Annotated in this window: 22 protein-coding genes; 14 read left to right on the top strand and 8 right to left on the bottom strand. The window is 66.7% G+C overall.

Annotated features, from left to right (window positions below; all coding sequences use genetic code 11):
- The first annotated feature begins 166 nt into the window (after window positions 1-166).
- Window positions 167-754 (top strand): lysozyme inhibitor LprI family protein, encoded by a 588-nt coding sequence (locus SNE34_RS11190; RefSeq protein WP_332617204.1) that lies wholly within the window; start codon window positions 167-169, stop codon window positions 752-754.
- 67 nt (window positions 755-821) lie between these two features.
- Window positions 822-1,364 (top strand): DUF924 family protein, encoded by a 543-nt coding sequence (locus SNE34_RS11185; RefSeq protein WP_332617203.1) that lies wholly within the window; start codon window positions 822-824, stop codon window positions 1,362-1,364.
- Window positions 1,365-1,512: 148 nt separating this feature from the next.
- Here SNE34_RS11185 and grxD read toward each other — a convergent pair whose 3' ends face one another.
- Window positions 1,513-2,442, bottom strand: a complete 930-nt coding sequence (grxD, locus tag SNE34_RS11180; RefSeq protein WP_332617201.1) for a Grx4 family monothiol glutaredoxin — start codon at window positions 2,440-2,442, stop codon at window positions 1,513-1,515.
- A 165-nt stretch (window positions 2,443-2,607) separates the two neighbouring features.
- Between grxD and SNE34_RS11175 the strand changes: the two genes are divergently transcribed.
- Window positions 2,608-3,426, top strand: coding sequence for a polysaccharide deacetylase family protein (locus SNE34_RS11175; protein ID WP_332617199.1), 819 nt, complete (start codon window positions 2,608-2,610; stop codon window positions 3,424-3,426).
- A 456-nt stretch (window positions 3,427-3,882) separates the two neighbouring features.
- On the opposite strand, the gene SNE34_RS11170 is transcribed toward SNE34_RS11175, so the two are convergent.
- The 3 genes from SNE34_RS11170 to SNE34_RS11160 are packed head-to-tail and all read right to left on the bottom strand — an operon-like array spanning window position 3,883 to window position 6,463.
- Window positions 3,883-4,566, bottom strand: a complete 684-nt coding sequence (locus tag SNE34_RS11170) for a class I SAM-dependent methyltransferase (protein WP_332617324.1) — start codon at window positions 4,564-4,566, stop codon at window positions 3,883-3,885.
- A gap of 29 nt (window positions 4,567-4,595) precedes the next feature.
- Window positions 4,596-5,204, bottom strand: a complete 609-nt coding sequence (locus SNE34_RS11165; RefSeq protein ID WP_332617197.1) for an SGNH/GDSL hydrolase family protein — start codon at window positions 5,202-5,204, stop codon at window positions 4,596-4,598.
- 8 nt (window positions 5,205-5,212) lie between these two features.
- The gene (locus SNE34_RS11160) at window positions 5,213-6,463 is read right to left on the bottom strand and encodes an aminotransferase class I/II-fold pyridoxal phosphate-dependent enzyme (RefSeq protein WP_332617195.1); all 1,251 of its coding nucleotides are present in this window, start codon (window positions 6,461-6,463) and stop codon (window positions 5,213-5,215) included.
- Between the two features lie 190 nt (window positions 6,464-6,653).
- Between SNE34_RS11160 and rsgA the strand changes: the two genes are divergently transcribed.
- From rsgA to SNE34_RS11145, 3 genes are all read left to right on the top strand, one after another.
- Window positions 6,654-7,820 carry a ribosome small subunit-dependent GTPase A gene (gene rsgA, locus SNE34_RS11155; protein WP_332617193.1) on the top strand — a complete coding sequence of 389 codons (1,167 nt, stop codon included), beginning with the start codon at window positions 6,654-6,656 and terminating at the stop codon, window positions 7,818-7,820.
- Window positions 7,820-9,079, top strand: coding sequence for a peptidase MATCAP family protein (locus tag SNE34_RS11150; RefSeq protein WP_332617191.1), 1,260 nt, complete (start codon window positions 7,820-7,822; stop codon window positions 9,077-9,079). The genes rsgA and SNE34_RS11150 overlap by 1 nt, the downstream gene beginning before the upstream one ends.
- Window positions 9,080-9,160: 81 nt before the next feature.
- Window positions 9,161-11,443, top strand: a complete 2,283-nt coding sequence (locus SNE34_RS11145) for an NADP-dependent malic enzyme (RefSeq protein ID WP_332617190.1) — start codon at window positions 9,161-9,163, stop codon at window positions 11,441-11,443.
- Window positions 11,444-11,636: 193 nt separating this feature from the next.
- Here SNE34_RS11145 and SNE34_RS11140 read toward each other — a convergent pair whose 3' ends face one another.
- Window positions 11,637-12,086, bottom strand: a complete 450-nt coding sequence (locus SNE34_RS11140) for an REP-associated tyrosine transposase (protein ID WP_332617188.1) — start codon at window positions 12,084-12,086, stop codon at window positions 11,637-11,639.
- Window positions 12,087-12,378: 292 nt separating this feature from the next.
- On the opposite strand from SNE34_RS11140, the gene aceE reads away from it, so the two are divergent.
- The 6 genes from aceE (at window position 12,379) to SNE34_RS11110 (ending at window position 21,312) form a co-directional block, all read left to right on the top strand.
- Window positions 12,379-15,084 (top strand): pyruvate dehydrogenase (acetyl-transferring), homodimeric type, encoded by a 2,706-nt coding sequence (gene aceE, locus SNE34_RS11135; RefSeq protein ID WP_332617186.1) that lies wholly within the window; start codon window positions 12,379-12,381, stop codon window positions 15,082-15,084.
- 100 nt (window positions 15,085-15,184) lie between these two features.
- Window positions 15,185-16,153, top strand: a complete 969-nt coding sequence (locus SNE34_RS11130; RefSeq protein ID WP_332617184.1) for a putative phage abortive infection protein — start codon at window positions 15,185-15,187, stop codon at window positions 16,151-16,153.
- Complete coding sequence (locus SNE34_RS11125; RefSeq protein ID WP_332617322.1) at window positions 16,153-17,727, top strand: DUF262 domain-containing protein; 1,575 nt, start codon at window positions 16,153-16,155, stop codon at window positions 17,725-17,727. Before SNE34_RS11130 ends, SNE34_RS11125 begins: the two co-directional genes overlap by 1 nt.
- A 722-nt stretch (window positions 17,728-18,449) precedes the next feature.
- Window positions 18,450-19,517: an alpha/beta fold hydrolase gene (locus SNE34_RS11120; protein WP_332617182.1), complete on the top strand. Its 1,068-nt coding sequence runs from the start codon at window positions 18,450-18,452 to the stop codon at window positions 19,515-19,517.
- Window positions 19,518-19,679: 162 nt separating this feature from the next.
- The gene (mddA, locus tag SNE34_RS11115; protein ID WP_332617180.1) at window positions 19,680-20,462 is read left to right on the top strand and encodes a methanethiol S-methyltransferase; all 783 of its coding nucleotides are present in this window, start codon (window positions 19,680-19,682) and stop codon (window positions 20,460-20,462) included.
- Between the two features lie 61 nt (window positions 20,463-20,523).
- Entirely contained in the window at window positions 20,524-21,312 is a 789-nt protein-coding gene (locus tag SNE34_RS11110) for a TSUP family transporter (protein WP_332617179.1), read from the top strand.
- Here the strand turns inward: SNE34_RS11110 and SNE34_RS11105 are convergent.
- Window positions 21,251-22,471: an extracellular catalytic domain type 1 short-chain-length polyhydroxyalkanoate depolymerase gene (locus SNE34_RS11105; protein ID WP_332617177.1), complete on the bottom strand. Its 1,221-nt coding sequence runs from the start codon at window positions 22,469-22,471 to the stop codon at window positions 21,251-21,253. The genes SNE34_RS11110 and SNE34_RS11105 overlap by 62 nt on opposite strands.
- Window positions 22,472-22,614: 143 nt before the next feature.
- On the opposite strand from SNE34_RS11105, the gene SNE34_RS11100 reads away from it, so the two are divergent.
- A complete protein-coding gene (locus SNE34_RS11100; protein ID WP_332617176.1) occupies window positions 22,615-22,929 on the top strand; it encodes a cupin domain-containing protein in 315 nt (104 codons plus the stop codon).
- A 27-nt stretch (window positions 22,930-22,956) separates the two neighbouring features.
- Here SNE34_RS11100 and SNE34_RS11095 read toward each other — a convergent pair whose 3' ends face one another.
- Both SNE34_RS11095 and SNE34_RS11090 read right to left on the bottom strand, forming a co-directional pair.
- A complete protein-coding gene (locus tag SNE34_RS11095) occupies window positions 22,957-23,616 on the bottom strand; it encodes a hypothetical protein (protein ID WP_332617174.1) in 660 nt (219 codons plus the stop codon).
- On the bottom strand, window positions 23,613-24,200 hold the full coding sequence (locus SNE34_RS11090) for a pesticin C-terminus-like muramidase (protein WP_332617172.1): 588 nt from the start codon (window positions 24,198-24,200) through the stop codon (window positions 23,613-23,615). The genes SNE34_RS11095 and SNE34_RS11090 overlap by 4 nt, the downstream gene beginning before the upstream one ends.
- A 197-nt stretch (window positions 24,201-24,397) precedes the next feature.
- On the opposite strand from SNE34_RS11090, the gene SNE34_RS11085 reads away from it, so the two are divergent.
- On the top strand, window positions 24,398-26,284 hold the full coding sequence (locus tag SNE34_RS11085) for a DUF885 domain-containing protein (RefSeq protein ID WP_332617170.1): 1,887 nt from the start codon (window positions 24,398-24,400) through the stop codon (window positions 26,282-26,284).
- Window positions 26,285-26,324 lie beyond the last annotated feature (40 nt).

Here is a 26,324-nt window from a genome sequence, read left to right as displayed (position 1 = left end):
TTGGCGTGAGGTGGCGTGAGTGCGACTCCGAACCCTAGACCCGCCCCGTCGGGCTGCCAACCCTGACGAACGTCACGGCCGGGTGACCGGCGGCACGGAACCGGGGCGACGGTTCGCAACGCCTGCGACCCCACCGCGGCACACTGGCGGCCTGGAGGAAGCACCGATGGAACAACTGGCCTACCTGCTCGCCGGCGCCGCGCTGACCTGGGCGTTCTATTTCGTCCAGCGCCGGATCGAGCGCCGCGGCACCACCGAGGCGATCGACCGCAACCAGAAGCTGCTGGCGCTGAAGCAGGGGCTGGAGGGCGCCCACACCAGCCTCGACGAACTGCGCCGGTTCGAGAGCCGGCTGATCGGCAAGGCCGAGGCCGCGGTGCGGATCGCCGACCGCTACGTCAGCGAGGTCGCGGGGGTTGCGCGCGATGGCGACTCGACGGCGCTCGACGAGGACGCGATCAACGCACGCGCGATCGCCGGGTTCGAGCGCGTCGATGCGCGGCTCGACCGCCTGGTCGCGCGGCTGCGCGAACAACTGGACGGCCACGGCCTGGCCGCGTTCGAGGCGGTGCACCTCGGGTGGCTCGGCTACCGCGAACGCTACGCGCGCTTCATCGCCGAGACCTATTCCGGCGGCGCGGCCGGTCGCGCGATCCAGCCGCTGATCCACGCGGTGACCTTGGAGAGCATCACCGCCGCGTGGATCACCGAACTGGAGACCCAGCTTGGCGACGGCGACGGCGAAGAGGACTGAACACGTTGATCCCGGGCAACGCCGGCCTTGCTACCGTGTCCATCCCGCCGACCCGAGGTGCCCCCGCATGCACGTGATTGCCGACGACGTTGTCAGCTTCTGGCGCGAGGCCGGACCGTCGAAGTGGTTCGGCGGCGGCGCCGCGTTCGACGGCCGCTGCCGCGAGACCTGCCTGGACCTGCACATGGCGGCCGCGCGCGGCGAACTGCACGGCTGGAACGACGCCGCCGACAGCGCGCTGGCGCTGGTGCTGCTGCTCGACCAGATCCCGCGCAACGTGTTTCGCGGCAGCGCCCACGCCTACGCCACCGACCCGATGGCCCACAGCGTCGCCGAGCGCGCGATCGGCCACGGCTACGACATGCAGGTCGAAGCGCCGCTGCGGACGTTCTTCTACCTGCCGTTCATGCATTCGGAAGCGATGCTCGACCAGCAACGCGCGGTCGAGCTGTACCAGTCGCTGGACGCGCCCGACGCCGACAAGTGGGCGCTGCACCACCGCAGCATCATCGAGCGCTTCGGCCGCTTCCCGCACCGCAACCGGCTGCTCGGCCGCGTGAGCACGCCGGCCGAACAGGCGTTCCTCGACGAGGGCGGCTTCGGCGGCTGAGCTATCCGGCCTTGTTGCTTTCTGTAGGAGCGGCTTTAGCCGCGATCGGGAATCGGTGCGAGCGAACGGTTCCAGATCGCGGCTAAAGCCGCTCCTACAAAGTCGCGAACATCACGGGGGCGTGGCCCGCGCCGCCCGCGACCATCGATCAATACCGCGGCACGTGGCTGTCAGCCAACTCGCTCCACGCCTCGATGCCACCCTCGACGTTGTGCACGCGGGTGAAACCGAGGCCGCGGAAATGCTCGGCGGCCTGCGCGCTGCGGCGGCCGTGGTGGCACAGGAACGCCAGTTCGGTGTCTTTCGGCAGCGCTTCCAGGTGCGCCCGCGCCTCGCCTTCGAGGATCGAGAACGGCACGTTGACCGAGGCGCTCGCGCGTTCCTCGGCCGGGCGCACGTCGACCAGGGTCAGGCTGCCGGCGGCAACCCGCTCGGCCGCTTCGACCGCGCTGATCGGGGTGACCTTCGGCGGTGCATTCGGGTTCTCGATCACCAGCCCGCGGCCGCGCTCGTCGTCGACCCAGTCGATCGACAGCCCGCGCGCGCGCTGGGCGCTGGCGAGGTCGAACTGCGCGCGCAGGCCTTCGGCCTCGGTCGCGATCGCGCTGGCATCGACCGGCGCCAGCTGCAGCTTGGCGTTGAAGCGCGGGTCGACCTCGATCTGCAGAGCGTAGCCGTCGCCGGCGTTGGCCACCGCCTCGCGGAGCATCTGCGCCGCGGCGGGGGTGATGGTGATCTGCGGCGGGGTGCGGTCCGGCGCCGGCACGCCGAGCACGCCGTGCAGCTCGCCGGAGTTGGCCATCTGCTCGATGATGTCGCTGCCGCCGACCAGCTCGCCGTCGATGTACAGCTGCGGGATCGTCGGCCACTGGCCGTACTGCTTGATGCCCTCGCGGATCTCCGGGTCGCTCAGCACATCAATGTGCTGGTAGGCGACCCCGGTCGAGGCCAGCGCGCCGACCGCCTTGGCCGAGAACCCGCACTGCGGCGCGGCCGGCTCGCCCTTCATGAACAGGACGACGTGGTTGTCGTTGAGCAACGACTGGATGCGGGCGTGGAGGGCGGGGTCGAGCGACATGGCGGGTTCCGGGAAGGGTTGCGACGTGGGCCTGCCAGTGTACCGCCGCGGGCTGTCGCGCCGGTTTACCGGGGCTGACTTGCGGGCCGGCTGGGCTTCGCGACGGGCGCCCGGAGATGGCGGCCGGACGGTCCGCAACGCAACGCCGATGGCATGATGCCGGCCATGCCAACAGCCATCGTCCACCGCGTTCCGCGTCGTCCGCATGCCTGGTGGGGGCTGTTGCTGCTGTCGCAACTGCTGGTCGCGGCGCTCTGGTGGGGCCTTGGCTGGGCGGTCGGCCTTCCGCTGATGCTGGCCAGCCACGCGGTGTTCTGGTGGGGCGTGCTGAAGGCCGACTCGGGGTTGTTCAGCCCGGTGCTGGTGCGGCTTCCGGTCGCCGACAAACGGCTGTGGTTGACGATCGACGACGGGCCGTCGGAGGACACTGCGGCGATCCTCGACCTGCTCGATGCGCACGGCGCGAAGGCGACATTCTTCGTCGTCGGCGCGCGGGCGCAGGCGCGGCCGGAGGCATTGCGCGCGATCGTGCGGCGGGGTCACGGGGTCGGCAACCACAGCCACTCGCACCCGCAAGCGTGGTTCTGGGCATTGGGCCCGGCGCGGATGCGGGCGCAGGTGGCGCAGGCGCAGGCGGTGCTGACCGAGATCGGCGGGGTCGCGCCGCGCTGGTTCCGGGCAGTGGTGGGGATGGCCAACCCGTTCGTTTCGGCGCCGTTGCGTGAGCACGGGCTGGCGCGGGTGGCATGGAGCGCACGCGGGTTCGACGCGATTGCGGCGGAACCGGCGGCGGTGGTGGCGCGGGTCGAGCGCGACCTGGCGCCGGGCGCGATCGTGTTGATGCACGAGGGCGCGCGCCACGGCCGCAACGTCGAAGCGCTGGCGCTGCTGCTGCAGCGCCTGGACGCCCTCGGCTACCGGACCGTGCTGCCGGAGCACCTCGCCCCCGACCTCCAACCCACCCCACCCGTAGGAGCGACGTAAGTCGCGACCCACTGACAACCGGTTTTGCCGTGACGCCGTGACGCCGTGACGTCGTCCCGCGAACAGCAACAGCAACAGCACGGACAGACCACGAGCTCCGGGCCGGGCGACGCCCTGTCCGGGCGCTGCTCCCCGGCNCGCGAACAGCAACAGCAACAGCACGGACAGACCACGAGCTCCGGGCCGGGCGACGCCCTGTCCGGGCGCTGCTCCCCGGCTCGGGCGGCCATCCATGGCCGCACTCACCGCCGCACGCCATCCATGGCGTGCTTTACGCAGCACCCGGACAGGACGCCGCAATCGCGTTTGGGTTTGCCGGCTCGCTCTTTGTAGGAGCGGCTTCAGCCGCGATCTGGAGTCGGCTCGGGCGAACGGTTCCCAATCGCGGCTAAAGCCGCTCCTACAAGGGCGCCGACAACGAACCCGCCGGCCGTCGTGGCAGCCGGTCGCCGCGAGCTACCCGGGCTTGCTCGCCACCACCCGCCAATTGTTGAACGGCGTCTTGCCGTACAACGGCGTGAACTCCGACACCAATCCCGCGCCGTCAAAACGCGCGCGCAGTGCACCGGCGTCCGGGTAGCGGGTCGGGCCGGCGTTCATCCAGCCCAGCAGCTTCGACAGCACGTCGACCGCGCGCGTGACCCTGGCACGCGTGCCGCCGTCATCAAGCCCGGTGCGGATCACCAGCCGGGCGCCTGGGGTCAACATCGCGATCGCGGCGTCGAGGGTGCGGTGCTGGGCGTCGGGCGGGATGAACTGCAACACGTCGAGGATCGCGACGCTGCCGCGGTGGTCGAACGAGTCCAGCGAAAACTTCGGCGCGGCGAGGTCGACGTGTTCGAACGCGACTTCCGACAGTTGCTGCGCGGCCCCACGGGCGCGGGCGATCTTGCCGCAGTCGTTGTCGACGCCCCGGTAGGGCAGGTCGATGCCGTCGGCGCGCAGGGCGTGGGCGAGCAGGCCGAGGCCGCAGCCGAGGTCGAGCAGTGGTGCGCTGCTGCCGCGCAGGGCGTCGCAGACGCCGGGGTACAGCGGGTCGCTGCCGAGCTTGCTGCGGCTGTAGTAGTAGTCGTGGCGGTTGCCGAGCGGATGGCGCGGCGAGAATGCGGTGGCGATCATGCGGGCGCGATCGCGCGCCATCGGCGCGGTCGGCGCGCTGTTCGCCGCGGTCATGGGTTGTCGAACAGCGTGCGGGCGATCGGCAGCGCGCGTTCGGCCCACAGCGCGTACATCGCCGCCGACGGGTGCAGGCCGTCGTCGGCCAGCATTTCGGTCTCGCCGCCGCGCTCGCGGCTGGTCGCGGTGATGTCGACGAAGGCCACGCCGTGCTGCACGCACAGTTCGGCGGCGATGGCGTTGTAGGCGTCAAGCTCGGCCGCGATCTGCGCCGCATCGCGGCCCTGCGCGGTCGCGAACGGAGTCACCCCCCAGTCGGGAATCGACAGCACCAGCACCCGGTCGCTGCGGTCGCCGGCGAGTCGGATCGCGCGCCGCAGCAGTTCGTGGAATTCGCAGCGGTAGTCGCCGGCGCTGCGCCCGCGGTACTGGTTGTTGACCCCGATCAGCAGGCTGACGAAGTCCCAACGGCCCAACGGCTCCTCGACATCCATCGCACTGGCCAACTCGTCGGTGGTCCAGCCGGTGGTCGCGATGATCCGCGGCGCGGCCAGCTCGATGCCGTGCTCGCGCAGCGAGTTCGCGAGCCGCATCGGCCAGCGGCCGTCGGCGGCGACGCCTTCGCCGATCGTGTAGCTGTCGCCGAGCGCGAGGTAGTCCATGTCGAGGTTCAGGCCACTGCCACGCGGCTGGCGGTCGCGGCCTCGGCGCGGCGCTGCAGCACCCGCTCGATCCGCGCGAACACCTCGCGCAGGTCGTCGGGCTGCGGCAGCAGGGTAACGCGGAAATGGTTGCGGTAGGGCACGTTGAAGCTCGAACCCGGTACCACCAGTACGTCCTCGGACTCGAGCAGTTCCAACGCGAAACCGTGGTCGTCGAAGCCGTGCGCGGCGGCGCCGGTCACCGCCGGGAACGCGTACAGCGCGCCGGCCGGGGCGACCAGCTCCAGGTGCTCGCTGGCGGCAACGCTGTCGATCACCGCGCGCCGCGCCTCGTACAGCCGCCCGCCCGGTGCGCACAGCGGTGCGATGGTGTCCTCGCCATGCAACGCTGCCTCGATCGCGAACTGCCCTGGCACGTTGGCGCATAGCCGCAACGCGCCGAGCAGGTCCATCGCGTGGTGGAAGTCGCCGCTGGCCAGCGGGTCGCCCGACAACACCGCCCAGCCGACGCGCCAGCCGCAGGCACGGTGGACTTTCGACAGGCCGCCGAACGACAGGCACGGCACGTCGCCGGCCAGTGGCGCCAGTGGCTGGAAGGTCGCGCCGTCGTACAGGATCGAGTCGTAGATTTCGTCGGCCATCAGCAACAGGTGGTGCTTGGCGGCGATCGCGACGACGCGCTCCAGCAGCTCGCGCGGGTAGGTCGCGCCGGTCGGGTTGTTCGGATTGATAAGCACGATCGCGCGCGTGCGCGGGCTGATCAGGGATTCGATCTCGTCGGGATCGGGGAGGAAACCGTTCTCCGGCGCGCAGCGGTAATACACCGGTCGGCCGTCGTTGAGGATCGTCGAGGCCGACCACAGCGGGTAGTCGGGCGAGGGCAGAAGCACCTCGTCGCCGGGGTTCAGCAGCGCCCGCAGCGACAGGTCGATCAGCTCGCTGACGCCATTGCCGACGAACACCCGCTCGGGATTGACGTGCGGGGTGCCTCGAAGGCGGTGTTGGGCGGCGATCGCCTCGCGCGCTGCCGGCAGCCCCTGCTGGTGGGTGTACGGATCGGTATCGGCGATACGCCCGGCGATCGCGCGCTGCAGGTGCTCCGGCGCGCGGAACCCGAACGCGCCGGGATTACCGATATTGAGCTTGATCAGCTGCCGGCCCTGACCCTCCAACTCGCGCGCGCGGCGGGCGAGTTCGCCGCGGATCTCGTAACGCACTTCGGACAGGCGGGCACGGGTTTTCAGGCTGGCAGGCGGCATCGGCGCAGAGTGGAATAGGGGGCAAAGCCAAGCCTAGCCGATTCCCGCGCCGTTGTAGGAGCGGCTTCAGCCGCTATCTGAAACTGTCCGCACGCGCCGATTCCCCGATCGCGGCTGAAGCCGCTCCTACAGGAGGCAGGCGCCGGTTCGCTCTGTAGAATCCAGTCATGCGCCAATTCCACCGCTCGCCGTGACCCCTGACCTCCCCCTGCAGGCGATCGGCTGGCCGCTCGATCCCGACGGCCGGCCCGCGATCGCGGCCTGGCGCGAGCTGCTCGCCGCCCACCCCGACGCCCGCCCGGCGCGCGTGGTCGAGCAGCACCGCAGCGGCTACGTCGTTGCCGACGGCCCGGACCACAGCTTCTCGGTCGAGTCGCCGCCCGAGTGGCAGCGCACCCCCAGCTACAAGAAGGGCGCGACCCCCACCGAGCAGCGCGCCGGGGTCGGCGACTGGGTGCTGATCGCGCCATCGATCGAACACGCTGCCGGCAAGGACCGGATCGTCGCCCTGCTGCCGCGCCACAGCGCGATCAAGCGCGGCGCCGCCGGCGAGCATTACAAGCAGCAGCTGATCGCCGCCAACGTCGACACCGTGTTCGTGGTCTGCGGGCTCGACGCCGACTTCAACCCGCGCCGGATCGAGCGCTACCTGCTGCTGGTCAGCGGCAGCGGCGCCGAGCCGGTGGTAGTGCTGACCAAGGCCGACGAGGCCAAGGACGTCCCCGGCTCGCTGGCCGCTTTGATCGAACTGGCCGCGCAGGACATCGCCGTGCGCGCGGTCAACGCCCGCGATCCCGACAGCGTCGCCGCGCTGAACCCGTGGCTCAAGCCCGGCAGTACCGCGGTGCTGGTCGGCAGCTCCGGCGCCGGCAAATCGACCCTGACCAACACCCTGCTCGGGATCGAGCGCATGAAGACCGGCGCGGTCCGCGAGTCCGACGCCCGCGGCCGTCACACCACCACCCATCGCGCGCTGATCCCGCTGCCCGGCGGCGCCTGCCTGATCGACACCCCCGGCATGCGCGAGCTCAAGCCGACCGGCGAGGAAACCGTCGCCGACAGCTTCGCCGACATCGAGGAGCTCGCCAGCCAGTGCAAGTTCCGCGACTGCCAGCACGCGAAGGAGCCCGGCTGCGCGGTGCGCGCCGCGATCGAGGCCGGCAAGCTCGACCCGCAGCGCTTCGCCAGTTACCACAAGCTCGGCGGCGAGGTCGCCGGCGCCGCCGACCGGCTGGCCCAGCGCCAGGCCGAGAACACCGCGAACAAGGCGCCAGGCCGATCACCCGGCCGCGCGCCCGCCAAACCGGCCGGCCCCGCCCCCAACGCCCGCCCCACCGGCCGCAAGACCCGACGCTGATGCCCGACCTCGCCGCCGACATCGCCCACCACGCCGCGCTCGACGCGCGCATGGTCGAGGCCGCCGGCGAGATCAGGTTGCTGTCGATGGCCAGCTGGCCGGCCGGCCGCGAGACCGACTTCTGCGCCGACTACGCCCGCGGCGTCGCCCGGCTACCGCAGATCGAATACCCGCGCCACGACTTCAGCGACACCCGCAACGAACTCGACGCGATCGCCCGCGCTGCCGACCCCGAACACCCGCTCGGCCAGTACCTGATCGACTCGGCACGCAGTTGGGGCGTCGCCGCGCAACTGTGCGAGTGCCTCGGCACGGCGGCGGTCACCGACCTGTCGATCCAGCTCTACGGCAGCCCGTTCGACCCGCTGCCCGGCGACGGCCCCGACGCGCGAGTGGCGGCGCGGCATTTCCTCGCGATCGCCGACGAGTACGACCGCGAGCTGATCTCGCCGGCCGAGCACGTCACCATCTCCGCCACCGCGTTGCAGCTGCAGTTGCAGCGCGACTTGGACGACTACTTCAACGACCGCGTGATCGAGGTCGTGCTTGACCCCGACCTGATCGCCAAGGCCGCCGCCGGCGCCACCCGCATCCGCCTGCGCACCACCGCCGCGTTCAGCGACTACGACCGCGCCCAGCTGCTGCAGCACGAGGCCTTCGTGCACTCGCTGAGCGCACTCAACGGCCGCCGGCAACCGGTGCTGGCCAGCCTCGCGCTGTCCTCGCCGCGCGCCACCGCGACCCAGGAAGGGCTGGCGACGTTCGCCGAGCAGATCACCGGCAGCATCGACATCAGCCGGATGAAGCGGCTCAGCCTGCGGATCGAGGCGGTGGCGATGGCGCTGGAAGGCGCCGACTTCATCGAGGTGTTCCGCTACTTCCTCGATTCCGGCCAGAGTCCGGAAGAAAGCTTCGCCTCGGCCCAGCGCGTGTTCCGCGGCGTGCCGACCACCGGCGGCGCCGCGTTCACCAAGGATGCGGTGTACCTGCGCGGGCTGGTCGGCGTGCACACGTTCTTCCGCTGGGCGTTGCGCCAGCGCCAACTGCGGCTGTGCCGCTGGCTGTTCGCCGGCAAGATGACCCTGCTCGACGTGCAGCGCTTCGTCCCGCTGTTCGAGTCCGGCGTGCTGCTGCCGCCGCGCTGGCTGCCGCAGTGGATCGCCCGAGCCAATGGGCTGGCCGGGATGCTGGCGTTCTCGCTGTTCGCCAACCAGATCCGGCTCGACGCGATCGAGGACAGCGGTTTCCAGGACATCTGATCCGGCAAAGCCCGACCGGGTGCCGGCGCGCGCCGTCCGCCCCGGCTAGAATCGGGGGTCCCTCTCGCCGTGCCCGCCCCGATGTCCGACACCGACGATTTCAAGCAAGCCGCGCTCGACTACCACCGCGCAAGCCCGCCGGGCAAGATCAAGGTCACCGCGACCAAGCCGATGGTGACCCAGCGCGACCTCGCCCTGGCGTATTCGCCGGGCGTGGCGTATGCCTGCGAGGCGATCGTCGCCGACCCGAATGCCGCGAGCGAGCTCACCGCGCGCGGCAACCTGGTGGCGGTGATCACCAACGGCACCGCGGTACTCGGCCTCGGCGACATCGGGCCGCTGGCCGGCAAGCCGGTGATGGAAGGCAAGGGCGTGCTGTTCCACAAGTTCGCCGGCATCGACGTGTTCGACATCGAGCTCGACGAGCGTGACCCCGACAAGCTGGTCGACATCATCGCGGCGATGGAACCGACCTTCGGCGGCATCAACCTCGAGGACATCAAGGCGCCGGAGTGCTTCATCGTCGAGCGCAAGCTGCGCGAGCGGATGAACATCCCGGTGTTCCACGACGACCAGCACGGCACCGCGATCATCGTCGGCGCGGCCGTGGTCAACGCGCTGGAAGTGGCCGGCAAGAAGATCGAGGACATCAAGCTGGCGACCACCGGCGCCGGCGCGGCGGGCATCGCCTGCCTCGACATGCTGGTGGCGCTCGGCGTGCGCAAGGAAAACATCACCGCGTTCGACCGCGAGGGCGTGATCTACAGCGGCCGTCCCAACCTCGATCCCGACAAGGCCCGCTACGCCGCCGACACCGACAAGCGCGAGCTGGCCGAGATTGTCGCCGGCGCCGACGTGTTCCTCGGCCTGTCGGCCGGCGGCATCCTCAAGCCGGAGATGGTCGCCAGCATGGCCGACAAGCCGGTGATCCTGGCGTTGGCCAATCCCTACCCGGAGATCCTGCCGGAGGATGCCAAGAAGGTCCGTCCCGACTGCATCATCGCCACCGGCCGCAGCGACTACCCGAACCAGGTCAACAACGCGCTGTGCTTCCCGTACATCTTCCGCGGCGCGCTCGACGTCGGCGCGCGCGAGATCAACGAGGCGATGAAGCTCGCCTGCGTGCACGCGATCGCGCAGCTGGCGCGGATGGAGGCCGGCGACCTGGCCGCGGCCTATGGCGGCGACGTGCCGACCTTCGGCGCCGAGTACCTGATCCCGCGGCCGTTCGACCCGCGGCTGTTGGTGATCCTGGCGCCTGCGGTGGCCAAGGCGGCGATGGACTCGGGCATGGCCAACCGGCCGATCACCGACATGACCGCCTACGAGGAGTCGCTCAAGCAGTTCATCTGGCGCACCGGCCTGCTGATGAAGCCGGTCTACGACCGCGCCCGCTTTGATCGCAAGCGCGTTGTCTACGCCGAGGGCGAAGAGAACACCGTGCTCAGCGCGGTGCAGACGGTGATCGACGACGGCCTCGCGTTCCCGATCCTGATCGGCCGCCCCGACGTCATCAACACCCGCATCCAGAAGCTCGGCCTGCGCATGCGCGAGGGCGTCGACTTCGAACTGACCAACATCCACGACGACCCGCGCTTCCACGACTACTGGCAGCAGTACCACGCGCTGACCGAGCGTCGCGGCGTCACCATCGACGCCGCCAAGAGCCTGCTGCGCTCGCGGCCGAGCCTGATCGCGGCGCTGATGGTCGAGCGCGGCGAGGCCGACGCGATGATCTGCGGCGTGGTCGGCCGCTTCCACAAGAAGCTCGGCTACCTGCGCAGCGTGTTCGACTTCGACCGCGGCGTCACCGGCACCGCCGCGATGACCGGCGTGATCAACGACCAGGGCGCGTGGTTCTTCCTCGACACCCACGTCCAGCTCGACCCGTCTGCCGAGCAGATCGCCGAGGCGACCCTGCAGGCGACCTACCGGCTGAAATTGTTTGGCGTCGAACCGAAGGTCGCGCTGCTGTCGCACTCCAACTTCGGCAGCCACGACAACCCGTCGGCGGCGAAGATGCGCAAGGTCCGCGAGATCATCACCCAGCGCGCCCCACGGCTCGAGGTCGACGGCGAGATGATGGCCGACACCGCCTGGAACGATGCCCTGCGCCGGCGCATCTTCCCCAACACCACGTTGACCGGCCGCGCCAACCTGTTCGTGATGCCGAACCTCGACGCCGCCAACATCGCCTACAACATCTTCCGCGTCGCCACCGACGGCGTAGCGATCGGCCCGATCCTGATGGGCCTGGACAAGCCCGCGCACATCCTGACCCCCGACTGCACCTCGCGCCGCATCGTCAACCTGACCGCCATCGCCGCCGTCGACGCCCAGATCCGCGCCAGCCGCGGCGGGTAAGCCCCGACAATGTCGCGGGATGGCGGGAACGACGCTTGGCCGTCGCTTCCCGCGCGTTGCCATGATTCCCACGCCTCTGTAGGAGCGGCTTTAGCCGCGATCTGAAACCGTCCGCCCGCGCCGATTCCAGATCGCGGCTAAAGCCGCTCCTACAAAAGCCCGGACAAAACCGCCCGGATAAAAGCTCAGGCCGCTACAGCCACACCGCATCCCAGAACGGGTAATCCCCGACCCGACGCACCAAGCCCGCACGCACCGGATTCATAACCACGTATCGCGCCGCGTCCACCAGTTGCTCCTCGGCGCGCAACGCCCGGTCGTGGTACGCCGGCGCCCACACCGCGTCCACCTCCGGATGCGCCTGCCGCAACAGTCGCGCGCTGCGTCCCTTCACTCGCCCCACGCACGCGGGTAGCGAATCGAACCCGCCCAGCTCAACCAGCCCGTGCCAATGGTCCGGCATCAACACCCACGCCAGCAGTCGCGAGCGTTGCCATTGCGATGTCGCCGTCAATGCCCGGCACGCCGCCTCGGCCATCGGCCAGCCGGCGAAATGCGGATGCCGTCCGGCGGTGGCAAAGGTGACCAGGTAGACCTGCCCCTCGAACGAGCGACGGCCAAGGCGAAGTCGGGCATGTCCCATCAGGCAAGCGTGGCCACCGCCGACCCGCACGAAAATCGGAAAACCCCGCAATCCCCTGTCCGATTCGATTCCCCCCGATTGTAGGAGCGGCTTCAGCCGCGATCTGGAGTCGGCGCGGGCGGACGGTTCCAGATCGCGGCTGAAGCCGCTCCTACAAAAGCCCGAACATTCGCCCCCGCATGGCCGCGAACCTGCCGAAGCGTGCCAAGCCCCCGCCAGACCCCGCTGATAGAATGGCAGGAACGATTCCCACCCCCCATTCAAGAGGCGCGGCCAAGGGGCCGCGAGGCGCATGACTCCGACCTACGAAAGCCCGTTCTCCGACCTCATCCACGACGACCCGGACCCGACCGAGACCCAGGAGTGGGTCGAATCGATCCAGGCGGTGATCGAGCGCGACGGCACCGACCGCGCGCACGCCTTGCTGGAGAACATGGTCGAAGTCAGCCGCCGCGCCGGCGCCGACCTGCCGTTCGCGCCGACCACCGAGTACATCAACACCATCCCGCCGCACCTGGAGGCCAAGAGCCCGGGCGACGCCGCGATGGAGTGGAAGATCCGCTCGATCATCCGCTGGAACGCGATGGCGATGGTCGTGCGCGCCAACCGCAAGCCCGGCGACCTCGGCGGCCACATCGCCAGCTTCGCCTCCGGCGCCACGCTCTACGACGTCGGCTTCAACCACTTCTGGCGCGCCCCGTCGGAGGACCATCCGGGCGATCTGCTGTACATCCAGGGCCACAGCTCGCCGGGCATCTACGCGCGCTCGTTCCTCGAAGGCCGCATCAGCGAGGAGCAGCTCGACTGCTTCCGCATGGAAGTCGGCGGCAAGGGCCTGAGCAGCTACCCGCACCCGTGGCTGATGCCGGACTACTGGCAGACCCCGACCGTGTCGATGGGCCTCGGCCCGATCGCCGCGATCTACCAGGCGCGGCAGTGGAAGTACCTCGAAGGGCGCGGCCTGATGCCGAAGACCGACCGCAAGGTCTGGTGCTTCCTCGGCGACGGCGAGACCGACGAGCCCGAAAGCCTCGGCGCCATCTCGGTCGCGGGCCGCGAAGGCCTCGACAACCTGATCTTCGTCATCAACTGCAACCTGCAGCGCCTCGACGGCCCGGTGCGCGGCAACGGCAAGATCATCCAGGAGCTGGAAGGCAACTTCCGCGGCGCCGGCTGGAACGTCATCAAGACCATCTGGGGCAGCTACTGGGATCCGCTCCTCGCCCGCGACACCTCCGGCAAGCTGCGCCAGCTGATGATGGAAACCGTCGACGGCGAGTACCAGAACTGCAAGGCGTTCGGCGGCAAGTACACCCGCGAGAACTTCTTCGGCAAGTACCCCGAGACCGCCCAGCTGGTCGCCAGCATGTCCGACGAGGACGTCTGGCGCCTCAACCGCGGCGGCCACGATCCGCACAAGGTCTACGCCGCCTACCACCAGGCGGTGCACACCAAGGGCATGCCGACCGTGATCCTGGCCAAGACGGTCAAGGGCTACGGCATGGGCGATGCCGGCGAGTCGCTCAACCCGACCCACGGCACCAAGAAGATGGACGACGAGGCGGTGCGGATCTTCCGCGACCGCTTCAACGTGCCGGTGACCGACGAGCAGCTGGCCGAAGGCAAGGTGCCGTTCTACCACCCCGGCGAAGACTCCGAGGAAGTGCAGTACATGAAGGAGCGCCGCAGCGCGCTCAACGGCTTCCTGCCGCAGCGCCGGCGCAAGTCGACCGAGTCGCTGACCGCGCCCAAGCTCGAAGTCTTCGAGCGCCTGCTCAAGACCACCGGCGAGCGCGAGATCAGCACCACCATGGCGTTCGTGCAGGCGCTCAGCATCACCCTGCGCGACAAGCAGGTCGGCCCGCGCTGCGTGCCGATCGTCGCCGACGAAGCCCGCACCTTCGGCATGGAAGGCATGTTCCGCCAGCTCGGCATCTACTCGCCGCACGGCCAGAAGTACAAGCCGGTCGACCGCGACCAGCTGATGTACTACCGCGAGGACGCCGCCGGCCAGGTACTGGAAGAGGGCATCACCGAGGCCGGTGCGTTCGCCAGCTGGATGGCCTGCGCCACCAGCTACAGCACCAACGACCTGCAGCTGATCCCGTTCTACATCTACTACTCGATGTTCGGCTTCCAGCGCATCGGCGACTCCGCCTGGCAGGCCGCCGACATGCGCGCGCGCGGCTTCCTGCTCGGCGCCACCGCCGGCCGCACCACGCTCAATGGCGAAGGCCTGCAGCACGAGGACGGCCACAGCATGGTGCAGGCCGGGCTGATCCCGAACGTGCGCAGCTACGACCCGACCTTCAGCTACGAGGTCGTCACCCTGCTGCAGCACGGCATGAAGCGGATGCTCGAGGACCAGGTCGACGAGTACTGGTACCTGACCCTGATGAACGAGAACTACAGCCACCCCGACATGCCCGAGGGCAGCGCCGAGGGGATCATCAAGGGCATGTACCTGCTGAAGGACGCCGGCAAGGCCAAGAAGACCGAGCAGCGCGTGCAGCTGATGGGCAGCGGCACCATCCTGCGCGAGGTGATCGCCGCCGCCGAGTTGCTGGAGAAGGACTTCGGCGTGACCGCGGACATCTGGTCGTGCCCGAGCTTCAACGAGCTGGCCCGCGACGGCGCCGACGCCGAACGCTACAACCGCATGAACCCCGAGTCGAAGGCCCCGCGCAAGCCGTACATCACCAGCCTGCTGGAAGGCCGCCAGGGTCCGGCGATCGTCTCGACCGACTACATCCGCGCCTACCCCGAGCAGGTCCGCGCCTACGTGCCGATGCACTACACCGTGCTGGGCACCGATGGCTTCGGCCGCAGCGACACCCGGGCGAATCTGCGCAGCCACTTCGAGGTGGACCGGTACCACGTCGCGCATGCCGCGATCGCGGCGCTGGCGGCGGAAGGGAAGATGACGGCGAAGGATGTGGCTCGGGCGATCAAGCAGTACAAGATCGATGTGGAGAAGCCGAATCCGCTTGGCGTATAGTCAAAAAGGAGGGCGGCTTTGGCCGCCCTTTTTTATTCGCGTCACCTACTCAAATCGTCTTTGCGAGTGACACATGAAAAAACTGTTCACGAGTGACACGATGAAGTTCATCTATCTCGTAATCGCAGTTGCGGCGATATGGTATTGCAGCTGGCTATGGGTTGATAGAAATGTCTATAGCGTTGCTCCGTGGATGGAATCGCATGCTGCGATTCGAGCCCTGTTCGGAGACAAGTTCGGGGCAATTAATTCGCTGTTCTCGGGCTTGGCTTTTGCAGGAATAATCTTCACGGTTCTTCTTCAAAAGCGAGAACTTGCATTACAGAGGGAGGAGGTGGCGCGAAACCGCGACCAACTCGTAGAGCAGAATAGAACACTCAACAGGCAGCGGTTCGAAAATACATTCTTTAAGATGCTCGAGTTGCAAAGTGACATTACGTCGAAGCTCGATATGCTTGGATCGCTCGGGCGCAAGGCACATGTGGACTTCCAGACGGCGTTGATCGAGTCCGATACGGAGTTCCAAATATACAAATCCTTGGGCAAGCTCACGCGTGAGCAGGTTCGGCAGATCCAAGACGCCGGAATCGTGGAGGTCGATTACCCGGCACTTTCCGCTGCTGACGTATCCACGCTAACCGACGCGCTCATCCAGATCCCGCGCGCATTCGAGTCGTATTTGGATGACGATATTGAGATGCATCGTGCAAAGTTAAAGATCGCGTATCAGAAAGTCGCGTCTAAATATCTCGACAGTTTCTCGCATTATTTCAGGAGTCTCTATCGAGTACTGGATTTCGTGCACTCAAACGAAGATCTAAAAGAGAGTGAAAAGAATAAGTACGCGAAGATAATGCGATCGCAACTTTCAGATGCTGAACTGGTGTGTCTGTTCTACAACGCGCTCATGCCTTATGAGATCCCAGGTCGACCGATGGAACTTGGCTTCCCGAAACTAGGCCGCCTATTGATCGCCTACAACATCCTGCACAACATGAACGAAGCAGATGTGATCCACCGCACGCACCAGAAAATATTTCAGGAAAGCTATCGGGGAGAGGCAAGGTGATGCAGAAAAGGGATCCGAAGCCTGAAATTCAGCGACTCGAAGAGCTCGCCATGTCAGTCAAGGCCGGCGACGTAAAACTCCCAAAGTTTCAGCGTCCGTTTGTCTGGAAACGGGGAGACATTCTCAAGTTGTTAGATAGCATCTACAAGGGTTATCCGATCGGTAGCCTACTCATGTGGAATAGTTCACAACGTTTGACCAGCGAGCGCTCCATCGATGGGCTTGAGCTTAATTCTGCTGAGCAGATCAGCTATCCGACCAATTACCTGTTAGATGGTCAGCAGCGGCTGACCGCGCTGTGCGGTGCGTTGTTTTGGGAAGGACGCGACTTAGGTAGCCAGTGGAATATTCATTTTGATCTTGAGAAGGAAGAGTTCGTTTATCCAAAAGAACCTGGGCTTATTCATCTCTTTCCTCTCAATCGGCTAATTAATACCAGTGAGTTTATTAGGCAATGCATGAAATTCGAACACCATGAAAGGGGTCCGATTTACATGCGAAATGCTGAGAGGCTGTTGCGCGCGATTAAAGATTATAAGATTGCAGTGGTTAAGATTGGTGACATGACGGTAGAAGAGGTCGCGCCTATCTTTGAGCGGATTAATAGTACGGGTCGCAAGCTGACCATCGTTGACCTGATGGTTGCCGCTACGTGGAGTAATGGATTCGATCTGAATGATGTGATCCAAGAGATCGCCTCGGTAGCTGAAGCTGCGAACTTCGGTGAGGTGAAGGATCGCATTATATTGAGGTCAATTTCTGCCGCGACGGGTGGTGGTATAAACAAGGAAGACATACAGCGATTGCGAAAGTACGATGCACCACAGCTGTTGAGTGCCTCTTCCGATGCTCGGCGCGGCGTGGCCCATACAATCGACTTTTTGAATAACCGCCTTGGCCTTCGCGATTTCTCGCGAGTGCCGTACGCTTTTCAGTTTACTCATTTAGTAGAATATTTCCGGCTGGCAGGGCGCGCAGACCGCCAGCGCGAAGACGAGTTGGTGCGCTGGATTTGGTTTACATCCGTCACTAGGTATTTTGCATCGGCGAACACGGGTGACATTAGTCGCGATCTAGATGCAATTCGTGCATTTGCTAATGGTGCATCCGATCGGATGTATGAACGAGGAACGATCGATATAACGAGGTTCCTTTTCGACAAATTCAATCTTCGAATTTCGACGAGTATTAGTTTCACACTTCTACTTAGCAACATGCGCCCACAATTGAGTGTCGACGGACGTGCAATAAATGATGCTTATTTGGATGTAAAGGACAGCCGTCTCTACGCAGCAGTGGATCCGCAGCTAAAGAGTAATATCGGCCAGATAATTCATCCATTCGCCGACAGGCCTAGTGCCGAGAATTTCGTGCATTTGGGGGACCACTTTATCGATGAGCGTAGTCGGCAGCACTTGGTGCGCGGAGAAATAGAGACATTCTGTGATAGTCGGGCTCAGTTGATTGTGGCTGCTATTGAGGACTTTACCCAGTGTGAAGCGCGCTTTACTCCCTTGGGGCGGATTGAAGAGCAAGGCGATATTTTTGAAAGTATCGACGATATTGAGGAATGAGCGTCATTGGACGGACTTGATCATTTCGGCAGCAACCGGGTGTCGTCGATAAACATCTAAGAATTCTTCCAATGACATCGCAGAGAGAGCGACCTTGCTAGCAACCATGAAGATGGACAGAGCCAATCGCCGTCCCTGGCGCTGGCGAGGGTCGCGCGAGCTAAGCATGCATTCGACTGGTTTTAGGGTCGTTTTTATGCTCTGGATCTCTCCGTCTAGATACTGGATTTCATCCGACGACCTTTAGAGATCTCCCGGAGACCTCCGGGACATCTCTCAGCGATGTCCCGGACCTCATCGACGAGGTCGTGGAGGTCATCCAACGACTTCTCAGAGGTCACCGATAGACCTTCCAGAGGTCTTCGATAGATGTTCCAGAGGTCTTTCATAGACCTCCCAAAGGTCTTCGAGAGATGTCCCAGAGGTCTCGGCCGCCCGCTCCCGCAGTCACGCTTTTACACATACCCAACTCGAATAGCCGGTAACGTCCAAGCGCCCACCTCGCGAGGCGGGCGCAGGGACGCCTGGATTGTTCGCCATTCGCCGCGGCGAGCGCCGGTTGCGGCCTGTAATCGGAGGGGGAGGCGCAGCCGCCGTGTGGACCGACCGCCTGCGCATGCACGAGGTGGTCGCGACGATCCGATGACATCGCTCGCCCACGGCCGCTCCACCCACCCGCCCGCGTTGGCCTGAACCATCCGTCCCCGCAACGGCTGGGCCCAATGAAGCAGCAGGTCCACTACGTCGAAACCGCCGACCACGTCCAGCTGGCTTGGGCGGAAGCCGGCCGCGGCCCGCCACTGGTCAAGGCCGCAACCTGGCTCACCCACCTGCAGTACGACAGCGAGAGTCCGGTCTGGGCCCACTGGGTGCGCTTCCTCGGCGGGCACTACCGCTACATCCGCTATGACGAGCGCGGCTGCGGGATGTCGGACTGGAAGGCCGGCGACCTGACACTGCCGCGCTGGGTGGAGGACCTGGAGGCGGTGGTCGACGCGGCCGGCATCGATCGCCCGTTCGCACTGCTCGGCATCAGCCAGGGCGCGGCCACGGCGATCCGCTATGCGGTGCGGCACCCGCGGCGCGTCTCGCACCTGGTCCTGTATGGCGGCTACGCGGTCGGCGGGCTGCGCAGCGACGACCCGGAGCGTGCGGCGATGTTCCGCGCGGTGATGGAGGTGGTCGGCTTGGGCTGGGGCAGCGACAACCCGGCGTTCCGCCGCCTGTTTGCCGAGCGCTTCGTGCCGGAGGGCACGGCCGAACAACTGGCGTGGTTCAACGACCTGTGCCGGCAGACCACCTCGCCGGCCAACGCGGTGGCGCTGCTGCAGGCGCGGGGCAATGTCGACATAAGCGACGAGCTCGAGCAGGTCCGCGTGCCGACCCTGGTGTTGCATGCCAACCGCGACCAGATCGCGCCGCTGGCGCAGGGCCGGTTGCTGGCCAGCCGCATCCCGGGCGCGCGCTTCGTCCAGCTGGATTCCAGCAACCACGTGCTGCTGGAACACGAGCCGGCGTGGCGCGAGTTCCAGGACGAAGTGCTGGCGTTCACCGGCGTGGCGTGGCCCGAGGCGCGCCTGGACCCGGCGCGCGGGCCGGTGCTGACGGTGCGCGAGCGCGAGGTGCTGGCGCTGCTGTGCGCCGGCCGCAGCAATGCGCAGATCGGCTGGGAGCTGGGCGTCGCCGAGAAGACCGTGCGCAACCACCTCTCGGGGCTGTACCGGAAGCTCGGGGTGCGCAGCCGCGCCGAGGCGATCGTGCAGGTGGTCGGGCGGCGCGAGCCGGACTGACGCGGCGGGACATCGGCGAAAGCGGCGAGAGCGGCGAATCGGCACCCGGGACATTTGTCCCGGTCGGCCCCGGAACGCCCGCCGCGACCGGGACAAGGTTCCCATCGCCGCGTCCGGTGGCGGGGCGCAGGCTGCGCATGACCGCTTCGAGGAGTCACGTCGATGTTCCGCCTGTTTGCCTTCCTTTACGGCACCGCGAACTACGCGGTGTTCCTGCTGGTGTTCCTGTACGCGATCGGCTTCGTCTCCGGCGTGGGCGTGCCCAAGCACGTCGACAACGGCGTGCCGACCGCGTGGCCGATGGCGCTGGCGATCAATCTGGTCCTGCTGTCGCTGTTTGCCGTGCAGCACAGCGGCATGGCGCGGCCGGCGTTCAAGCGCTGGTTCACCCGCATCGTGCCGGCGCCAATCGAGCGCAGTACGTTCGTGCTCGCCGCCAACCTCGTGCTGGTGCTGCTGTACTGGCAATGGCGCCCGCTGCCGATGGTGGTGTGGGACGCCGAGGCCGAGGCCGCGCGCTGGCTGCTTTACGGGCTGGCGGCGCTGGGCTGGCTGCTGGTGCTGGCCAGCACGTTCCTGATCGACCACTTCGACCTGTTCGGCGTGCGCCAGTCGTGGCGCGCCGCGCTCGGACGCGGGCCGACGCCGGCGGCGCCGTTCGTGACCCGCGCGCTGTACCGCATCGTGCGTCACCCGATCATGCTCGGCTTCCTGATCGCGTTTTGGGCCACACCGACCATGACTGTGGGCCATCTGCTGTTCGCAAGCGTGACCACCGGCTACATCCTGGTGGCGGTGAAGTGCCTGGAGGAGCGCGACCTGGTCGCCGAGTTCGGCGACACCTATCGCGACTACCAGCGTCGTGTGCCGATGCTGTTGCCGTGGCGGCGCGGGCCGGCCGGCTCAACCGCGGATACAGGACGGGTGCGGGCGCGGCAGGTGTAGCCACTGCGGATACGGGACCGTGGGCGGGCCATAATCCCGCACCGTCATAGATGGATCGCCCATGGAATTCGGAATCGACGCCATCGTCCTGCTGATGGCGGTGGCCTTCGTCGCAGGCATCATCGACGCGATCGCTGGCGGCGGCGGGCTGCTGACTATCCCGGCGCTGATGGCGGCCGGGGTGCCGCCGGTCCAGGCGATCGCCACCAACAAGCTGCAGAGCAGCTTCGGCACCGCGAGCGCGGTGGTTGCGTTCGCGCGCAAGGGGCGCATCGACTTCAAGCGCTTCGCCAGGCCGGCGATGGGCGCGTTTGTCGGCTCGGCGCTGGGCGCCTGGACGCTGCAGCGCATCGATCCCGCGTTCCTGGCCGGGCTGATCCCGGTGCTGCTGATCCTGATGGTGATCTACTTCACCGTCGCGCCGAAGGCCTCGGAAGAGGACCGCCACAGCCGGTTCGGCACCGGCGCGCTGGTCGGGATCATCACGGCGATTGGTTTTTACGACGGCTTCTTTGGCCCGGGAGCGGGTTCGTTCCTGACCACCGCGCTGGTCGCGCTGTTCGGCATGGGGCTGGTCTCCGCCACCGCGCATACCAAGTTCCTCAACCTGTCCAGCAACGTCGCGGCGCTGATCACGCTGGTGATCGGCGGCCACGTGCTGTGGATGATCGGCTTGCTGATGGCGGTGTCGAGCGTCGCTGGCGGGCAGGTCGGCGCGCACCTGGCGCTGCGCGTCGGCGGCAAGGTGATCCGGCCGCTGCTGGTGGTCATGGCGCTGGCGTTGACGGTCAAGTTGCTGGCGGATCCGGCGAATCCGTTGACGCAGTTGGTGATGGGGCAGTCGAGGTAGCGCGCTGCGCGTTGCCGGGCTGTTGCAGGAAAAACCGCACCATCTCCGCCGAGGCATCCGGCCCCGACGGATCGGTGTAGGTGCCGCGCTCGCTGCCGCCGCTCCAGGCATGGCCCGCGCCATGCACGGTCCAGTGTTCTGCCCGTGCCCGGCCTGCGGTCCCGTCGAACACTTCCTGCGTGTAGGACCGTCCCCCCGGGGCGACGCCCGCGTGCGTGCTGGACTGCGTCGTGCCTGCGGTGGCATCCCGGACGATCGCCTCGCCGTTGCTGGGCGCGACGGTGTGGTCGGCGTCGCCGTGGAACACGATGGTCGGCACCGCCCTCCTGGCGCTGCGCACGCGGGGGCTTCCTGCCTTCCCTGGCGCGCCAGCCGACATTGCGGTGAAGGCCGAGCCCATGTCGTGGGCGGCGGCGAAGGGCAGCCCGGAATGCGCGCCGACCGCAGCGAATACGTCCGGGTAGGTTTCGCCGAGGATGACCGCCATCGCCGCGCCCGCGGACAGGCCGGCGACGAAGACCCGTTGCGGATCGACGCGGTGGTCGGCGGCGACGTCGCCCACGATGCCGGCAATCAATGACGGTTCGCCGCGGCCATGCGCCTGGTCGCCGGGGCGGAACCAGTTCCAGCACTTGTTGCCATTGGCCCGCGGGGTCTGCGCCGGGTACGCCACCAGGAATCCGTGCAAGTACGCCAGTGCGTTCATGCCGGTGCCCGCGGCGAAGTCGTCCGGCGATTGGGTGCAGCCATGCAGCATCACCACCAGTGGCATCGGCGCGCTTGCGCCCCGGGGTGGCCCGGAGGGCACGTACAGCTTGTAGTCGAGGGCGCCGACGTCGTTGCGGAACGTGCGGGCGAGCCATGCGCCGCCGGCCGCCGGCCTTGCGTTCGGTGCAGGTGCCCGCTCGCGCGCTGCGGGGGGGGCGGTGGCGGGTGCTGGCTGCATCGGACGCGCGAGGCCGGCTCGCGCCAGGGACTGGTCGATGGTGGCGCGCACGTTCCCGCCGAGCCCGCCCTGCTGGGTGAGCCCCGCTGCGTTCAGTGCGCGATCGATGGTGTCGGCGACCTGCGAAGACCGGGAGGCGCCGTCCGTTGCCGGGGTGCCGGCATGCGGCGGGCGCGGACGGACGCGCCCGAGCAGTTTTTCAAGGAGGTTCAAGAGGTCAGCGCCTGTCAGTGAGTGCGCCGGGGGAGGCGGCAGGTGACCATGCTAACGAGGCACGGTTAAATGACGCGTTCACCCATCACGTGGGCGCCGGCGAAGATCGTGTCGCTTCACCCTGAATGAGACTTGGATACCGCATGAAAATCTTCCGTGGCAGCACGTTCAAGGCAGACCGCGCCTGGGACGCGGTCGAAATTGCCAACATGGGCGGTGTCACCACTCGCCTGCATTGGACCGACCAGCCGTACAAATGGCATGTCAATGACGGTGAGGAGGTATTTGCCGTCCTCGCAGGGCGGGTCCAGATGCGCTTCCGCGACGACACGGGCGCCGAGCAACGCACGTTGCTGGAGACCGGTGATGTGTTCTATGCGTCGATCGGGACGGAGCACGTGGCACACCCGATAGGCGAGGCCCGGATCCTGGTCGTGGAGCGCGAGGGGAGTGTCTAGCAGTTCCCCCAGAACCGGTTCTGGCGTTCAGCGCGGCAGTGGCGACGCCGTGAGCAATCCGCTGGTGACAGGGTCATAAATGATCAATGGATAGATCGCGAGATAGGTACCCTCCAGTGACTGGTCGACCACCCATATCAACCAGTCGGGTTTACCGCTGGCATCGATGTCGGCGACCGCCACGACTTCGAGCTTGAAGTACCAGCTGGGAGAGTCGAGTTCGGCTACGTGCGCGCCGATTTTCAATGGATGATCGGTCAGCGCCTGCAACGTGAATGCCTCCTCGGTGGTGCGCTGATGCATTGACGAGCGAAAACTGCGCATATCAAATCGGGTGGAGAGGGATTCACCCATGCTGTCGCTGATGTAGGCTGCCGGAACGGGCAATGCGTCCTGCAATACCGACAGCGAGTCACACGTTACGTACTCCAGCGAGGGAATCCTGTTGTTCGGAGCGGGTTCGATGTCGACACCATCCCCCAGCGCCAGATACTCCTCGCAGTTGGAGACAGTCGCTCCCGATGCCATCGTCATTGGCGAGCGCGGAACTGCCATCGAGGCTGCGTAGTCGGCGTTCGCGGCGTGCAACTCGGGATTCAGGATGATCACGTCGTTGCTGGGCGTGGTCGTGCTTGCGCAGGCAGCCAGCGAAAGTGCAAGGATGATGCTGGAGGCAACGGCTTTCATCGGACGGTCTCCGCAACGGCTTCATCGTTCATCCGCGCCAGGAGGTCGGCTTCGAGGTGGCGTCGGGTCGGATGCTGATCCTCGAAGTGCCGCAATTCCCGTATCGCTGCCGACCAGTCCTGCGAACTGACCATTTTCCAGATCCTGGGTGTTTTGACGCTCAGCGTGCCGTACTGGAACGACAACGAAGCGATGACGGTCTGGGCCTCGGCTGGTAGCGAGAAGAAATCAACCATGCGGGTGTTATGGCTTGACGCAGCGTAGCGGGCGACGAGCTTGGTGAGGTGGTCGTGCTTGGCCGCCTTGTCGATCAACCGGGCTTCGAGCAGCGAAATCCGAAGCGGTGTCTTCTCCAGCAGTCTTTTCGCGTCAAAGCGGATGATGCCGAGGTAAGGGGCCAGTTTGTCGATCAGCGAGAGTGGGAGTCCAAGCGCGCTTAGGTCACCCCTGTTGCGCTGGCCCAGATCGAAGCCGGTCGCGATGGTCACTCCGCTCCTGCTTTCGGCCGGGGCCGGGACGTAGCCGTCAAGCCTTACTCCCCCTTCGCGGGCGGACAGGAAGCTGTAATCAATGCGGTTCGGCATGTCATCTCCTTTGACGTGTGGATATTCCGTTTGCGGCGCGATCTCCTGTCGCGCCGCACCATCCTACCCGAGCGTCCGGTTCGCATGTATGGGACGCCCACCCGGATTCCGGGCCTTCTGGCACGCTGCGCAAGATCCGGTCCTTGCGGCATGATCGGCGTTCCCGGGAGCCGCGCTCCCATCCGATCGGAGCTCCCATGCGTCGCACCCTCGTCGTATCCGCCCTGTCCCTGGCCCTGTGCGTCGCCTGCGCGCACAAGGCGCCCACGCCGGTTGCCGCCGATGCGTCCGCCGCCACCACTTCGCCCGCGGGTACGCCGGCGCTGGCCGCTGCCACCAGCGAGGACGCGCGCATCAATGCGTGGTTCGAGCGCAAGTACGAGGAGGAGCTGCAGTTCAGCCCGATCCGGGCGACGTTCCTCGGCCGCAAGGACAACTATTCCAAGCTCGACGACATGTCGCGCGAGGCCGCCAAGCAGCAGCTTGCCTGGCGCGAGGCAGCGGTCGCGGAGATGAAGTCGACCTTCGATTACGACGCGCTCGGCGACAGCGCCAAGTTGTCGTGGGACCTGTTCGAGTACCAGCTGGAAACCGCCCTCGCGGCCGACCGCTTCAGCGACCACCACTATCCGTTCGAGCAGATGGGCGGCGCGCAGTCGTTCCTGCCGACGTTCCTGATCAACTTCCACAAGGTCGAGAACGAGTCCGACTACACCGCCTACGTCGCCCGCCTGCGCGAGGTGCCGCGCGCGTTCGGGCAGTTGATGGACCAGGTCAAGCGCTCGGCCGAGCTCGGCATCCGTCCGCCGCGTTTCGCCCACGAGGGCGTGATCGAGCAGGCCGGCAAGGTCGTCACCGGCGCGCCGTTCACCGACGGCGAGGACAGCGCGCTGTGGGCCGACGCGCAGGCCAAGGCCGACGGACTGGTGAAGGCCGGCAAGATCGACGCGGCGCGCGCGCAGGAGTTGAAGGACGCCGCCCGCGCGGCGCTGGTCGAGGCGGTGCAGCCGGCCTTCAACGACGTCATCGCCTGGTACAAGGCCGACATGCCGAACGCGCTGGTCAACCCGTCGGGCGTCGGCACCACCCACCCCGACGGCGCCGCGTACTACGCCGAGCGCCTGGCCGCGTCGACCACCACCGATCTCACCCCGGAGCAGGTCCACCAGATCGGCCTGGACGAGGTCGCGCGCATCCGCGGCGAGATGGAGGCGCTGAAGGACAAGGTCGGTTTCGACGGCGACCTCAAGGCGTTCTTCAAGTTCGTCGACACCGACCCGCAGTTCAAGTACCCCAACACCGACGCCGGCCGCCAGGCGTACATCGACGACGCCACCAAGGCGATCGACACGATCAAGAAGCAGCTGCCGAACTACTTCGGCCTGCTGCCGAAGGCCGACCTGGTGGTCAAGCGGGTCGAGCCGTTCCGCGAGGTCGACGGCGCCGCCCAGCACTACTACCCGAGCACGCCGGACGGTTCGCGACCGGGCGTGTACTACGCGCACCTGTCGGACATGAGCGCGATGCCGAAGACCACGCTGGAGGTCATCGCGTACCACGAGGGCCTGCCGGGCCACCACATGCAGATCGCGATCGCGCAGGAGCTGCAGGGTGTGCCGGAGTTCCGCAAGCAGGCCGGCTTCAGTGCGTACTCGGAAGGCTGGGGCCTGTATTCGGAGTGGCTGGCGCGCGAGATGCCGGGCAGCTACACCGACCCGTATTCCGAGTACGGCCGCCTGACCTCGGAGATGTGGCGCGCAATCCGGCTGGTGGTCGACACCGGCCTGCACGCCAAGGGCTGGACCCAGGAGCAGGCGGTGGCGTTCTTCTCCGAGAACAGTTCGATTCCGCTTGAAGCGATCGAGGCCGAGGTGCGCCGCTACATCACCTGGCCGGGCCAGGCGACCAGCTACAAGATCGGCATGATCAAGATCCAGGAGCTGCGCGCGAAGGCCGAGGCCGAACTGGGTGAGGACTTCGACATCCGCGGCTTCCACGACGCCGTGCTCGGCGGCGGTGCGCTGCCGCTGACGTTGCTGGAGCGCAAAATCGATCAGTGGATCGAGGACGAAAAGAAGGCCTGACGTTCCGGCGGCTGTTCACGCAGGGCCCGGGTTCGACCCG

Source organism: Novilysobacter erysipheiresistens (genome assembly GCF_036663935.1).
GTDB lineage: Bacteria > Pseudomonadota > Gammaproteobacteria > Xanthomonadales > Xanthomonadaceae > Novilysobacter > Novilysobacter erysipheiresistens.
This window is presented reverse-complemented; position numbering and strand designations above follow the sequence as displayed.

Bases quoted from the DNA above. Each gene is read 5' to 3' on its own strand.
- SNE34_RS11190 (WP_332617204.1), top strand. From the start codon at position 167: ATGGAACAACTGGCCTACCTGCTCGCCGGCGCCGCGCTGACCTGGGCG.
- SNE34_RS11185 (WP_332617203.1), top strand. From the start codon at position 822: ATGCACGTGATTGCCGACGACGTTGTCAGCTTCTGGCGCGAGGCCGGA.
- grxD (WP_332617201.1), bottom strand. From the start codon at position 2,442: ATGTCGCTCGACCCCGCCCTCCACGCCCGCATCCAGTCGTTGCTCAAC.
- SNE34_RS11175 (WP_332617199.1), top strand. From the start codon at position 2,608: ATGCCAACAGCCATCGTCCACCGCGTTCCGCGTCGTCCGCATGCCTGG.
- SNE34_RS11170 (WP_332617324.1), bottom strand. From the start codon at position 4,566: ATGGCGCGCGATCGCGCCCGCATGATCGCCACCGCATTCTCGCCGCGC.
- SNE34_RS11165 (WP_332617197.1), bottom strand. From the start codon at position 5,204: ATGGACTACCTCGCGCTCGGCGACAGCTACACGATCGGCGAAGGCGTC.
- SNE34_RS11160 (WP_332617195.1), bottom strand. From the start codon at position 6,463: ATGCCGCCTGCCAGCCTGAAAACCCGTGCCCGCCTGTCCGAAGTGCGT.
- SNE34_RS11150 (WP_332617191.1), top strand. From the start codon at position 7,820: ATGCCCGACCTCGCCGCCGACATCGCCCACCACGCCGCGCTCGACGCG.
- SNE34_RS11145 (WP_332617190.1), top strand. From the start codon at position 9,161: ATGTCCGACACCGACGATTTCAAGCAAGCCGCGCTCGACTACCACCGC.
- SNE34_RS11140 (WP_332617188.1), bottom strand. From the start codon at position 12,086: ATGGGACATGCCCGACTTCGCCTTGGCCGTCGCTCGTTCGAGGGGCAG.
- aceE (WP_332617186.1), top strand. From the start codon at position 12,379: ATGACTCCGACCTACGAAAGCCCGTTCTCCGACCTCATCCACGACGAC.
- SNE34_RS11130 (WP_332617184.1), top strand. From the start codon at position 15,185: ATGAAGTTCATCTATCTCGTAATCGCAGTTGCGGCGATATGGTATTGC.
- SNE34_RS11125 (WP_332617322.1), top strand. From the start codon at position 16,153: ATGCAGAAAAGGGATCCGAAGCCTGAAATTCAGCGACTCGAAGAGCTC.
- SNE34_RS11120 (WP_332617182.1), top strand. From the start codon at position 18,450: ATGAAGCAGCAGGTCCACTACGTCGAAACCGCCGACCACGTCCAGCTG.
- mddA (WP_332617180.1), top strand. From the start codon at position 19,680: ATGTTCCGCCTGTTTGCCTTCCTTTACGGCACCGCGAACTACGCGGTG.
- SNE34_RS11110 (WP_332617179.1), top strand. From the start codon at position 20,524: ATGGAATTCGGAATCGACGCCATCGTCCTGCTGATGGCGGTGGCCTTC.
- SNE34_RS11100 (WP_332617176.1), top strand. From the start codon at position 22,615: ATGAAAATCTTCCGTGGCAGCACGTTCAAGGCAGACCGCGCCTGGGAC.
- SNE34_RS11095 (WP_332617174.1), bottom strand. From the start codon at position 23,616: ATGAAAGCCGTTGCCTCCAGCATCATCCTTGCACTTTCGCTGGCTGCC.
- SNE34_RS11090 (WP_332617172.1), bottom strand. From the start codon at position 24,200: ATGCCGAACCGCATTGATTACAGCTTCCTGTCCGCCCGCGAAGGGGGA.
- SNE34_RS11085 (WP_332617170.1), top strand. From the start codon at position 24,398: ATGCGTCGCACCCTCGTCGTATCCGCCCTGTCCCTGGCCCTGTGCGTC.